Source organism: Xanthomonas sp. NCPPB 1826 (assembly GCF_056725285.1).
Genome location: NZ_CM161521.1, coordinates 1,193,599 through 1,207,188 on the forward strand (window position 1 = coordinate 1,193,599; position 13,590 = coordinate 1,207,188).

The 13,590-nt window shown below is 62.4% G+C and carries 6 protein-coding genes; all 6 read left to right on the forward strand.

The features are described from left to right. Nucleotides 1-99: 99 nt before the first annotated feature. The 6 genes from rpoB to tuf all read left to right on the forward strand — a co-directional run bounded on the left by rpoB (nt 100) and on the right by tuf (nt 13,136). Nucleotides 100-4,251, forward strand: coding sequence for a DNA-directed RNA polymerase subunit beta (rpoB, locus tag AC1PLA_RS05155; protein ID WP_016900677.1), 4,152 nt, complete (start codon nt 100-102; stop codon nt 4,249-4,251). A gap of 100 nt (nt 4,252-4,351) precedes the next feature. Beyond that, nucleotides 4,352-8,566: a DNA-directed RNA polymerase subunit beta' gene (gene rpoC / locus AC1PLA_RS05160; protein ID WP_039524480.1), complete on the forward strand. Its 4,215-nt coding sequence runs from the start codon at nt 4,352-4,354 to the stop codon at nt 8,564-8,566. 221 nt (nt 8,567-8,787) lie between these two features. Next, nucleotides 8,788-9,162 (forward strand): 30S ribosomal protein S12, encoded by a 375-nt coding sequence (gene rpsL, locus AC1PLA_RS05165; protein ID WP_002811712.1) that lies wholly within the window; start codon nt 8,788-8,790, stop codon nt 9,160-9,162. Nucleotides 9,163-9,174: 12 nt separating this feature from the next. After that, a complete protein-coding gene (rpsG, locus tag AC1PLA_RS05170) occupies nt 9,175-9,642 on the forward strand; it encodes a 30S ribosomal protein S7 (RefSeq protein WP_005993356.1) in 468 nt (155 codons plus the stop codon). Between the two features lie 137 nt (nt 9,643-9,779). Next, a complete protein-coding gene (fusA, locus tag AC1PLA_RS05175) occupies nt 9,780-11,897 on the forward strand; it encodes an elongation factor G (RefSeq protein WP_024938568.1) in 2,118 nt (705 codons plus the stop codon). 48 nt (nt 11,898-11,945) lie between these two features. After that, nucleotides 11,946-13,136: an elongation factor Tu gene (gene tuf / locus AC1PLA_RS05180; RefSeq protein WP_024938571.1), complete on the forward strand. Its 1,191-nt coding sequence runs from the start codon at nt 11,946-11,948 to the stop codon at nt 13,134-13,136. Nucleotides 13,137-13,590 lie beyond the last annotated feature (454 nt).

Here is a 13,590-nt window from a genome sequence, read left to right on the forward strand (position 1 = left end):
AAGGCGTGCTGGTGCCGGCAATACCAGCGACTTCCAACTGACAATTTTGTTATTTCAGGGCCGCCGCGACGCGGCCCCCGCAGCCTAGGGTGAAGACTCATGACGTCTTATTCGTTCACCGAAAAAAAGCGTATCCGCAAGGACTTCGGCAAGCAGCGCTCGATTCTCGAAGTGCCGTTCCTGCTTGCCATCCAGGTCGACTCCTACCGCGAATTCCTGCAGGAAGACGTGGAGCCGAACAAGCGTAAGGACCTCGGTCTGCACGCGGCACTGAAGTCGGTGTTCCCGATTTCCAGCTACAGCGGCAATGCCGCGCTGGAATACGTGGGCTATAAGCTGGGTCAGCCGGTGTTTGACGAGCGCGAATGCCGTCAGCGTGGCATGAGCTATGGCGCGCCGCTGCGCGTGACCGTGCGCCTGGTGATCTACGACCGCGAGTCGTCGACCAAGGCCATCAAGTACGTGAAGGAGCAGGAGGTCTATCTGGGCGAAATCCCGCTGATGACCGACAACGGCACCTTCATCGTCAACGGCACCGAGCGCGTCATCGTCTCGCAGCTGCACCGTTCGCCGGGTGTGTTCTTCGACCACGACCGTGGCAAGACCCACAGCTCGGGCAAGCTGCTGTACAGCGCCCGCATCATTCCGTACCGCGGTTCCTGGCTGGACTTCGAGTTCGACCCGAAGGACGCGCTGTTCACCCGTATCGACCGTCGCCGCAAGCTGCCGGTGTCGATCCTGCTGCGCGCGCTTGGCTACAGCAACGAAGAGATGCTGGCCGAGTTCTTCGAGATCAATACGTTCCATATCAATCCGGACGAAGGCGTGCAGCTGGAGCTGGTGCCGGAGCGTCTGCGTGGCGAAACGCTGAACTTCGACCTGGCCGATGGCGACAAGGTCATCGTGGAAGCGGGCAAGCGCATCACTGCCCGTCACGTCAAGCAGCTCGAAGCCGCCGGCGTTGCCGCGCTGGCCGTGCCGGACGACTATCTGCTCACCCGCATCCTGTCGCATGACGTGGTCGATGGCTCGACCGGCGAATTGCTGGCCAATGCCAACGACGAGATCACCGAAGATCAGCTGGCAGCGTTCCGCAAGGCCGGCGTCGATGCGGTCGGCACCCTGTGGGTGAACGATCTGGACCGTGGTCCGTATCTGTCCAACACCCTGCGTATCGATCCGACCAAGACCCAGCTCGAAGCGCTGGTCGAGATCTACCGCATGATGCGTCCGGGCGAGCCGCCGACCAAGGAAGCCGCGCAGAACCTGTTCCACAATCTGTTCTTCACCTTCGAGCGCTACGACCTGTCCACCGTCGGCCGCATGAAGTTCAACCGTCGCGTCGGCCGCAAGGACGTGCTGGGCGAGTCGGTGCTGTACGACAAGAAGTACTTTGCCGAGCGCAACGACGAAGAATCCAAGCGCCTGGTCGCCGAGCACACCGACACCTCCGACATCCTGGAAGTGATCAAGGTGCTCACCGAGATCCGCAACGGTCGCGGCGTGGTCGATGACATCGATCACCTGGGCAACCGTCGCGTGCGTTCGGTCGGCGAAATGGCCGAGAACGTGTTCCGCGTGGGCCTGGTCCGCGTCGAGCGCGCGGTCAAGGAGCGCCTGTCGATGGCCGAGTCCGAGGGTCTGACTCCGCAGGAACTGATCAACGCCAAGCCGGTGGCTGCCGCGATCAAGGAATTCTTCGGCTCCTCGCAGCTGTCGCAGTTCATGGATCAGAACAACCCGCTGTCGGAAGTGACGCACAAGCGTCGCGTCTCCGCACTGGGCCCGGGCGGTCTGACCCGCGAACGCGCCGGCTTCGAAGTGCGCGACGTGCATCCGACCCATTACGGCCGCGTCTGCACCATCGAAACCCCGGAAGGCCCGAACATCGGCCTGATCAACTCGCTGGCCGTGTTCGCCCGCACCAACCAGTACGGCTTCCTCGAGACGCCGTACCGCAAGGTGCTGGACGGCAAGGTCTCCGACGACGTCGAGTACCTGTCGGCGATCGAGGAAAACGAGTACGTGATCGCCCAGGCGAACGCACTGACCGACGCCAAGAACATGCTCACCGAGCAGTTCGTTCCGTGCCGGTTCCAGGGCGAGTCGCTGCTGAAGCCGCCGGCCGAAGTGCACTTCATGGACGTCTCGCCGATGCAGACCGTGTCGGTCGCCGCGGCGCTGGTGCCGTTCCTGGAGCACGACGACGCCAACCGCGCATTGATGGGCGCCAACATGCAGCGCCAGGCCGTGCCGACGCTGCGTTCGCAGAAGCCGTTGGTCGGTACCGGCATCGAGCGTGCGGTTGCGCGCGACTCGGGCGTGACCGTCAATGCCTTGCGTGGTGGCGTGATCGAGCAGATCGACGCGGCCCGCATCGTGGTCAAGGTCAACGAGGCAGAAATCGGCGGCGGCACCGATGCCGGCGTGGATATCTACAACCTGATCAAGTACACCCGCTCCAACCAGAACACCTGCATCAACCAGCGTCCGCTGGTGAACGTGGGTGACGTGATCGCGCGCGGCGACGTGCTGGCCGACGGCCCGTCCACCGACATCGGTGAGCTGGCGCTGGGTCAGAACATGCTGATCGCGTTCATGCCGTGGAACGGCTACAACTTCGAAGACTCCATCCTGCTCTCCGAGCGCGTTGTGGAAGAAGATCGTTACACCACGATCCACATCGAAGAACTGACCTGCGTTGCGCGCGACACCAAGCTGGGGCCGGAGGAAATCTCCGCCGACATCCCGAACGTGTCCGAGCAGGCCCTGAACCGTCTGGACGAGAGCGGCGTGGTGTACATCGGTGCGGAAGTGCGCGCCGGCGACATCATGGTCGGCAAGGTCACGCCGAAGGGCGAGAGCCAGCTGACCCCGGAAGAAAAGCTGCTGCGTGCGATTTTCGGTGAGAAGGCGTCCGACGTGAAGGACAGCTCGCTGCGCGTGCCCCCGGGCATGGACGGCACCGTCATCGACGTGCAGGTCTTCACCCGCGACGGCATCGAGAAGGACAAGCGTGCGCGTCAGATCGAAGAGTCCGAAATCAAGCGCGTCAAGAAGGACTTCGACGACCAGTTCCGTATCCTGGAAGCGGCCATCTACGCACGTCTGCGTTCGCAGATCGTGGGCAAGGTCGCCAACGGCGGTCCGAACCTGAAGAAGGGCGACAACGTCACCGACGCGTATCTGGACGGCCTGAAGAAGTCCGACTGGTTCCAGCTGCGCATGAAGGACGAAGACGCTGCCGACGCCATCGAGCGCGCGCAGAAGCAGATCCAGGCGCACGAGAAGGAATTCGAAGCACGCTTCGCCGACAAGCGCGGCAAGATCACCCAGGGCGACGACCTGGCGCCGGGCGTGCTGAAGATGGTCAAGGTGTTCCTGGCAGTGAAGCGCCGCATCCAGCCGGGCGACAAGATGGCAGGCCGCCACGGCAACAAGGGTGTGGTCTCCAACGTCGTGCCGGTCGAGGACATGCCGTACATGGCCACCGGCGAGCCGGTCGACATTGTGCTGAACCCGCTCGGCGTGCCGTCGCGTATGAACATCGGCCAGATTCTGGAAGTGCATCTGGGCTGGGCCGCCAAGGGCCTGGGTCGCAAGATCCAGCGCATGCTGGAAGCCCAGGCGGCGGTCAGCGAGCTGCGCAAGTTCCTGGACGACATCTACAACCACGACAGCGCGATCAATGCACAGCGCGTGGACCTGTCGCAGTTCAGCGATGAGGAATTGCTCAACCTGGGCAAGAACCTGATCGATGGCGTGCCGATGGCCACGCCGGTGTTCGACGGCGCCAGCGAAGCGGAAATCAAGCGCATGCTGGAACTGGCCGAACTGCCGCAGAGCGGTCAGACCCAGTTGTACGACGGTCGTACCGGCGAAGCGTTCGATCGCAAGACCACGGTCGGCTACATGCACTACCTGAAGTTGAACCACTTGGTCGACGACAAGATGCATGCGCGCTCGACCGGTCCGTACTCGCTCGTCACCCAGCAGCCGCTGGGCGGCAAGGCACAGTTCGGTGGTCAGCGCTTCGGTGAGATGGAAGTCTGGGCGCTGGAAGCCTACGGCGCGGCCTACACCCTGCAGGAAATGCTGACGGTGAAGTCCGACGACGTGCAGGGCCGCAACCAGATGTACAAGAACATCGTCGATGGTGAGCACGAGATGGTCGCGGGCATGCCGGAATCCTTCAACGTGTTGGTGAAGGAAATCCGCTCGCTGGCGATCAACATGGAACTGGAAGAGTGATCGAGCTGGATCCCGGCGCCGCGATGCGGTGCCGGGATCCGGAACGTAAGGCCCTCGGTTTCATCTCAGCTACGAAATTCCTCCGACCCGGAGATATCAAATGAAAGACCTGCTCAACCTCTTCAATCAACAGCGCCAGACGCTGGATTTCGACGCGATCAAGATCGCGCTGGCATCGCCCGACCTGATCCGTTCGTGGTCCTACGGCGAAGTGAAGAAGCCCGAAACCATCAACTACCGTACTTTTAAGCCCGAGCGTGACGGCCTGTTCTGCGCCGCCATCTTCGGACCGATCAAGGACTACGAGTGCCTGTGCGGCAAGTACAAGCGCATGAAGCACCGCGGCGTGGTCTGCGAAAAGTGCGGCACCGAAGTCACCCTGGCCAAGGTGCGTCGTGAGCGCATGGGTCACATTGACCTGGCCTCGCCGGTCGCGCACATCTGGTTCCTCAAGTCGCTGCCCTCGCGCATCGGCCTGATGCTGGACATGACCCTGCGTGACATCGAGCGCGTGCTGTACTTCGAAGCCTACGTGGTCACCGAGCCGGGCCTGACCCCGCTCGAGCGCCGCCAGCTGCTGACCGAAGAGCAGTACCTGACCGCACGCCAGGAGTACAACGACGACTTCGACGCCGCCATGGGCGCCGAGGCCGTGTACGAGCTGCTGCGCACGATCGACCTGCAGTCGGAAATGACCCGCCTGCGCGAGGAAATCGCCAGCACCGGTTCGGAAACCAAGCTCAAGCGCCTCACCAAGCGCATCAAGCTGATCGAAGCCTTCCTGGAATCGGGCAACCGTCCGGAGTGGATGGTCATGACCGTGTTGCCGGTGCTGCCGCCGGATCTGCGTCCGCTGGTGCCGCTGGATGGTGGCCGCTTCGCGACCTCGGATCTGAACGATCTGTACCGCCGCGTGATCAACCGCAACAACCGTCTGCGTCGCCTGCTTGAGCTCAATGCGCCGGACATCATCGTGCGCAACGAGAAGCGCATGCTGCAGGAATCGGTCGATGCGCTGCTGGACAACGGCCGTCGCGGCCGTGCCATCACCGGCACCAACAAGCGTCCGCTGAAGTCGCTGGCCGACATGATCAAGGGCAAGCAGGGCCGGTTCCGTCAGAACCTGCTCGGCAAGCGCGTGGACTACTCCGGTCGTTCGGTCATCACCGTCGGTCCGTACCTCAAGCTGCACCAGTGCGGCCTGCCGAAGAAGATGGCGCTGGAGCTGTTCAAGCCGTTCGTGTTCGCCAAGCTGCAGCGTCGCGGCCTGGCCACCACCATCAAGGCGGCCAAGAAGCTGGTCGAGCGCGAAGAAGCCGAAGTCTGGGACATCCTGGAAGAGGTGATCCGCGAGCATCCGGTGCTGCTGAACCGTGCGCCGACCCTGCACCGTCTGGGTATCCAGGCGTTCGAGCCGGTGTTGATCGAAGGCAAGGCCATCCAGCTGCATCCGCTGGTCTGTACTGCGTTCAACGCCGACTTCGACGGTGACCAGATGGCCGTCCACGTGCCGCTCTCGCTGGAAGCCCAGCTGGAAGCGCGTGCGCTGATGATGTCCACCAACAACATCCTGTCGCCGGCCAACGGCGAGCCGATCATCGTGCCGTCGCAGGACGTGGTGTTGGGCCTGTACTACATGAGCCGCGCCCTGGAAAACAAGAAGGGCGAAGGCATGGTGTTCGCCAACACCAGCGAAGTGAAGCGCGCCTACGACAACCGCGTGGTGGAACTGCACGCCAAGGTCAAGGTCCGCATCACCCAGGTGGACGTGGAAGCCGACGGCAAGCGCAGCAGCGGCACCTCAATCGTGGACACCACGGTCGGTCGTGCACTGCTGAGCGAAATCCTGCCCGAAGGCCTGCCGTTCCAGCTGGCCAACACCGAGATGACCAAGAAGAACATCTCGCGTCTGATCAACTCCAGCTACCGTCTGCTGGGCTTGAAGGACACCGTCGTGTTCGCTGACAAGCTGATGTACACCGGCTATGCCTACGCAACCCGCGCAGGCGTGTCGATCGGCATCGACGACATGCTGATCCCGGACGAGAAGAAGGGCATCCTCACCGAGGCCGAAGCCGAAGTGCTGGAAATCCAGGAGCAGTACCAGTCCGGTCTGGTCACCGCCGGCGAGCGTTACAACAAGGTCGTGGACATCTGGTCGCGTACCAGCGAGCGCATCGCCAAGGCGATGATGGACACCATCGGTACCGAGAAGGTCGAAAACGCCAAGGGCGAGACCATCGACCAGAAGTCGATGAACTCGCTCTACATCATGGCTGACTCCGGTGCGCGTGGTAGCCAGGCGCAGATCCGTCAGCTGGCCGGTATGCGCGGCCTGATGGCTCGTCCGGATGGCTCGATCATCGAGACGCCGATCAAGGCGAACTTCCGCGAAGGCCTGAACGTGCAGGAGTACTTCAACTCCACCCACGGTGCCCGTAAGGGTCTGGCCGATACCGCGCTCAAGACCGCGAACTCGGGTTATCTGACCCGTCGTCTGGTCGACGTGGCGCAGGACGTGGTGATCACCGAAGTCGATTGCGGCACCACCGAAGGGTTGATCATGACCCCGATCGTGGAAGGCGGCGACGTGGTGGAGCCATTGAAGGAGCGCGTGCTGGGCCGTGTGGTGGCCGAGGACGTGTACCTGCCGGGCAACGACGAAGAGCCGATCGTCACCCGCAACACGCTGCTGGACGAAGCCTGGGTTGCCAAGCTGGAAGACGCCAGCGTGCAGTCGGTGAAGGTGCGTTCGACCATCAGCTGCGAGTCCTCGTTCGGCGTGTGCGCACGCTGCTACGGTCGCGATCTCGCACGTGGTCACCAGGTCAACATCGGTGAAGCGGTCGGCGTCATTGCCGCCCAGTCGATCGGTGAGCCGGGTACCCAGCTGACCATGCGTACGTTCCACATCGGTGGTGCGGCATCGCGTGCGGCGGCGGTGGACAACATCACCGTCAAGACCACCGGTTCGGTGAAGTTCAACAACCTCAAGTCGGTGGCACATGCCAGCGGCGCGTTGGTCGCGGTCTCGCGTTCGGGCGAACTGTCCGTGCTCGACGGCCATGGCCGCGAGCGCGAGCGTTACAAGCTGCCGTACGGCGCCACCATCACCGCCAAGGACGGTGATGCGGTCAAGGCCGGGCAGGGCGTGGCGAACTGGGATCCGCATAACCACCCGATCGTGTCGGAAGTGGCCGGTTTCATCCGCTTCATCGACTTCGTCGACGGCGTCACCGTCATCGAGAAGACCGACGAACTGACCGGTCTGGCCTCGCGCGAAATCACCGACCCGAAGCGTCGCGGTGCACATGCCAAGGAACTGCGCCCGATCGTGCGCATCGTCGATGGCAAGGGTAACGACCTGACGATCCCGAATACGGATCTGCCGGCCCAGTACCTGTTGCCGCCGCGCTCCATTGTCAACCTGCAGGACGGCGCTGCCGTCGGCGTGGGCGACGTGGTTGCCAAGATCCCGCAGGAAGCTTCCAAGACCCGCGACATCACCGGTGGTCTGCCGCGCGTTGCCGACCTGTTCGAAGCACGCAAGCCGAAGGATCCTGCGATCCTGGCCGAGCGCTCGGGCATCATCAGCTTCGGTAAGGACACCAAGGGCAAGCAGCGCCTGATTATCAAGGACACCGATGGGTCGGAACACGAAGAGCTGATCCCGAAGTACCGCCAGATCATCGTGTTCGAAGGCGAGCATGTGACCAAGGGCGAGACCGTGGTGGACGGCGAGCCGAGCCCGCAGGACATCCTGCGTCTGCTGGGTGTCGAGCCGCTGGCCGCGTACCTGGTCAAGGAAATCCAGGACGTGTACCGCCTGCAGGGCGTGAAGATCAACGACAAGCACATCGAGGTGATCACTCGCCAGATGCTGCGCAAGGTCGAGATCACCGACCAGGGCACCAGCAAGTTCCTCAACGGCGAGCAGGTCGAGCGCCAGCGCGTCATCGAGGAAAATGCCCGGCTGGTCAAGCGCAACGAACTGCCGGCCAAGTACGATCCGGTGCTGCTGGGTATCACCAAGGCCTCGCTGGCCACCGAGTCGTTCATCTCGGCGGCCTCGTTCCAGGAGACCACCCGCGTGTTGACCGAGGCTGCCGTGCGCGGCACCCGCGACAACCTGCGCGGTCTGAAGGAAAACGTGATCGTGGGTCGTCTGATCCCGGCCGGTACCGGCCTGGCGTATCACGCCGGACGTCGCAAGTCGTCGGGTCTGACCGACTCGGAAATGGAAACGCTGTCGGGCAAGCCGACGGTAGCCGAACCGGTCGCAGCCGTGGCCGACGCTGGCGCGGACGAGGAGTAAGCGCTCCGACGGCGGTCGCAAGACCGCCGTAAGCCAAGCGAAAAGGAGGGCAGGAGGCCCTCCGTTTTCCGGCCCTGGATGGGCCAGCAGGGTTAGAATTCCGTGAAGTTGACGGAGTTTCGTCCTGCCAGCTATACTTCCCTGTCTCGGCGGGCCGTTTTTCGGCCTGCCTTTGTTTTCGTGCAAGGCCGTCTCGGCCTCTCAATCAGAAGAATCAACTGATGACGACGATCAATCAGCTGGTCCGCAAGCCTCGGCAAGCGACCACCTACAAGAGTGCCTCCCCGGCACTGGACAAGTGTCCGCAGCGCCGTGGCGTCTGCACACGCGTCTACACCACTACCCCGAAGAAGCCGAACTCGGCCCTGCGTAAGGTTGCCAAAGTGCGCCTGACGAACCAGGAAGAGGTCATCAGCTATATCGGTGGTGAAGGCCACAACCTGCAGGAGCACTCCGTGGTCCTGATTCGTGGTGGCCGCGTCAAGGATCTTCCCGGTGTGCGTTATCACACCGTCCGTGGTTCGCTGGACGCCGCCGGCGTCGCAAAGCGCCGTCAAGGTCGTTCCAAGTACGGCGCCAAGCGCCCGAAGAGCTAAGGAAACACTCCAATGTCCCGTAAAGGTTCTACTCCGCAGCGCACCGTCCTGCCTGATCCAAAGCATGGCAGCGAAACCATTGCCCGCTTCATCAATATGGTGATGCAAAGTGGCAAGAAGTCGGTTGCTGAGAAAATTGTCTATGGCGCGATGGACGTCATTGGCGAAAAGAATCCGAATGCCGTCGAGCTGGTGCAGAAAGCACTGGACAACGTGGCCCCGGCTGTCGAAGTTAAATCGCGTCGCGTCGGTGGTGCTACCTATCAGGTGCCCGTCGAAGTGCGCTCCTCCCGTCGCATGGCGCTGGCAATGCGCTGGTTGATCGATTCCGCGCGCAAGCGTGGCGAGAACACCATGCCGCGCAAGCTGGCTGCAGAACTGTTGGACGCCTCGGAAAGCCGTGGCGGCGCGATCAAGAAGCGCGAAGAGACGCACCGTATGGCGGAGGCGAACAAGGCGTTCGCACATTACCGCTGGTGACCTCGTGGGCCTTGGTAACGGGGCCCTTCAGCACCATCTGAGTGCTGTTTGCGACGCGTTACGCGTCGCATCCAATCCGAAGGCCGCCGAAAGGCGGCGTTCGGCCATCCGAAATCCAAGAAATTGAGAGGCTCCCCGTGGCCCGCACCACCCCTATCGAGCGTTACCGCAACTTCGGCATCATGGCCCACATCGATGCCGGCAAGACCACCACCTCCGAGCGCATCCTGTTCTACACCGGTGTCAGTCACAAGATCGGCGAAGTCCATGACGGCGCTGCAGTGATGGACTGGATGGAGCAGGAGCAGGAGCGTGGTATCACCATCACCTCCGCTGCGACCACCGCGTTCTGGTCGGGCATGGACAAGTCCATGCCGCAGCACCGCTTCAACATCATCGACACCCCCGGGCACGTTGACTTCACCATCGAAGTGGAGCGCTCCTTGCGCGTGCTCGACGGTGCGGTGTTCGTGCTGTGCGCCGTCGGTGGCGTGCAGCCGCAGTCCGAGACCGTGTGGCGCCAGGCCAACAAGTACTCCGTGCCGCGCATGGCCTTCGTCAACAAGATGGACCGTACCGGTGCCAACTTCGACAAGGTCGTCGAGCAGCTGAAGGCCCGTCTGGGTGCCTACGCCGTGCCGATGCAGGTGCCGATCGGCGCCGAAGACGGCTTCGAGGGCGTGGTCGACCTGCTCAAGATGAAGGCGATCCATTGGGATACCGCATCGCAGGGCACCACCTTCGAATACCGCGATATCCCGGCCGATCTGGTCGAGATCGCGACCGAGGCGCGTTCGTTCATGGTCGAGGCGGCTGCAGAAGCCAGCGAAGACCTGATGGACAAGTACCTCAACGAAGGCGACCTGAGCGAAGAAGAGATCCTGGTGGGTCTGCGCGAGCGCACCCTGAAGGTCGAGATCGTGCCGGTGTTCTGCGGCTCGGCGTTCAAGAACAAGGGCGTGCAGGCCATGCTCGACGGCGTCGTGCACCTGCTGCCGTCGCCGGCCGACCGTCCGCCGGTCCAGGGTATCGATGAGGACGAGAAGGAAGACACCCGTCCGGCCACCGATACCGCGCCGTTCTCGGCGTTGGCGTTCAAGATCATGACCGACCCGTTCGTGGGCTCGCTGACGTTCTTCCGTGTCTACTCCGGCACGTTGAACTCCGGCGACCAGGTCTACAACCCGGTCAAGTCGAAGAAAGAGCGCGTGGGCCGCATCCTGCAGATGCACTCCAACAATCGCGAAGAGATCAAGGAAGTGCGCGCTGGTGACATCGCCGCTGCCGTGGGCCTGAAGGACGTCACCACCGGCGACACGCTGTGTGCGCAGGACAAGGTCATCACCCTGGAGCGCATGGTGTTCCCGGAGCCGGTGATCTCGATGGCGGTGGAGCCCAAGACCAAGTCGGACCAGGAAAAGATGGGCATGGCCCTGGGCCGTCTGGCGCAGGAAGATCCCTCGTTCCGCGTCAAGACCGACGAAGAATCCGGCCAGACCATCATCTCGGGCATGGGCGAGTTGCACCTGGACATCATCGTCGACCGTATGCGTCGCGAGTTCAATGTCGAGGCCAACGTCGGCAAGCCGCAGGTGGCCTACCGCGAAACCATCCGCAAGTCCGACGTCAAGTCCGACTACAAGCACGCCAAGCAGTCCGGTGGTAAGGGTCAGTACGGTCACGTGGTGATCGAGCTGTCGCCGATGACCGAAGACGATCGCAAGAGCGACAACGTCAAGGACGATTTCCTCTTCATCAACGACATCACCGGCGGCATCATCCCGAAGGAATTCATCCCCTCGGTCGAGAAGGGTCTGCGCGAGACGATCACCAGTGGTCCGATCGCCGGCTTCCCGGTGGTGGGCGTGAAGGTCAAGCTGGTGTTCGGCTCGTACCACGACGTCGACTCCTCGGAAATGGCGTTCAAGCTGGCTGCGTCGATGGCGTTCAAGCAGGGCTTTGCGAAAGCCAGCCCGGTGTTGCTGGAGCCGATCATGAAGGTCGAAATCGTCAGCCCGGAGGATTACCTGGGTGACGTGATGGGCGACGTGAGCCGTCGTCGTGGCGTGCTGCAGGGTCAGGACGACAGCCCGTCGGGCAAGATCATCAATGCGATGATTCCACTGGGTGAAATGTTCGGCTATGCGACCTCGCTGCGCTCGATGAGCCAGGGTCGCGCGACGTTCTCGATGGAATTCGACCACTACGAAGAGGCACCGGCCAACATCGCCGACGCCGTCACCAAGAAGGGCTGAGTTCGCTCAGCCGCTTCTCACAAATTTTTCAATTAGAGGTAGTTAGTCATGGCAAAAGCTAAATTTGAGCGCACCAAGCCGCACGTGAACGTCGGCACCATCGGTCACGTCGACCATGGCAAGACCACGTTGACAGCCGCGCTGACCAAGATCGGTGCTGAGCGTTTCGGTGGCGAGTTCAAGGCGTATGACGCGATCGACGCGGCGCCGGAAGAGAAGGCGCGCGGCATCACGATTTCGACCGCACACGTCGAATACGAATCCCCGAACCGCCACTACGCGCACGTCGATTGCCCCGGCCACGCCGACTACGTCAAGAACATGATCACCGGTGCGGCGCAGATGGACGGCGCGATCCTGGTGTGTTCGGCTGCTGACGGCCCGATGCCGCAGACCCGTGAGCACATCCTGCTCTCGCGTCAGGTCGGTGTGCCGCACATCGTCGTGTTCCTGAACAAGGCCGACATGGTCGACGACGCCGAGCTGCTCGAGCTGGTCGAAATGGAAGTGCGCGAGCTGCTCAGCAAGTACGACTTCCCGGGCGATGACACCCCGATCATCCACGGTTCGGCGCGTCTGGCGCTGGACGGCGATCAGAGCGACATCGGCGTGCCGGCGATCCTGAAGCTGGTCGACGCGCTCGACACCTTCATCCCGGAGCCGACCCGCGACGTCGACCGTCCGTTCCTGATGCCGGTCGAAGACGTGTTCTCGATCTCCGGCCGCGGCACCGTGGTGACCGGTCGTATCGAGCGCGGCATCATCAAGGTTGGCGACGAAATCGAAATCGTCGGTATCCGTGACACCCAGAAGACCACCGTCACCGGCGTGGAAATGTTCCGCAAGCTGCTCGACCAGGGTCAGGCAGGCGACAACGCCGGTCTGCTGCTGCGCGGCACCAAGCGTGACGACGTCGAGCGTGGCCAGGTGCTGTGCAAGCCGGGTTCGATCAAGCCGCACACTGAGTTCGAAGCCGAAGTCTACGTGCTGTCCAAGGATGAGGGTGGCCGTCATACCCCGTTCTTCAAGGGCTACCGTCCGCAGTTCTACTTCCGCACCACCGACATCACTGGCGCTTGCCAGCTGCCGGAAGGCGTGGAGATGGTGATGCCGGGTGACAACGTGAAGATGGTCGTGACCCTGATCAACCCGGTCGCGATGGACGAAGGTCTGCGCTTCGCCATCCGTGAAGGCGGTCGTACCGTCGGCGCCGGTGTGGTTGCCAAGATCATCAAGTAAGTCCTGCGGCCCAGCGGCGTTCAGTCGCTGGATCTGCAAAAGGGAGGGTCGGCGCAAGCCGGCCCTTTTTTTGTGCGCCAGGTCGGGCGGGCATGCACACGAGGGCGCATTGATGGAATAGGACGCTTGCACAGGTAAAAGTCCATCGCTATAATGCGCGGCTCGGTGTCCCTGGGTAGGGCGCTGAGTTACAGCGAAAAGAACGGCAGGATGCCGCTCGTGTTCGCCAGACCGGGAAGGTCGCGTTGCATGGAGCACTCAACAACTCACATGTTGTTGACCGTGCTCTTGTTGCGCATTATACTTTTCCGTCTGGGCAGGCCGGTTTACCGGTCTGCCTCAGTTTTTGGGCGGAGGAAATGCCCTCGTCAGCAGGATGCATGGCGATTTCATCTACGTCAGGAATATCGGGGCAGGTATCCCAGAGGCCTTGCCCGTCGCTCTTTTAACGAAG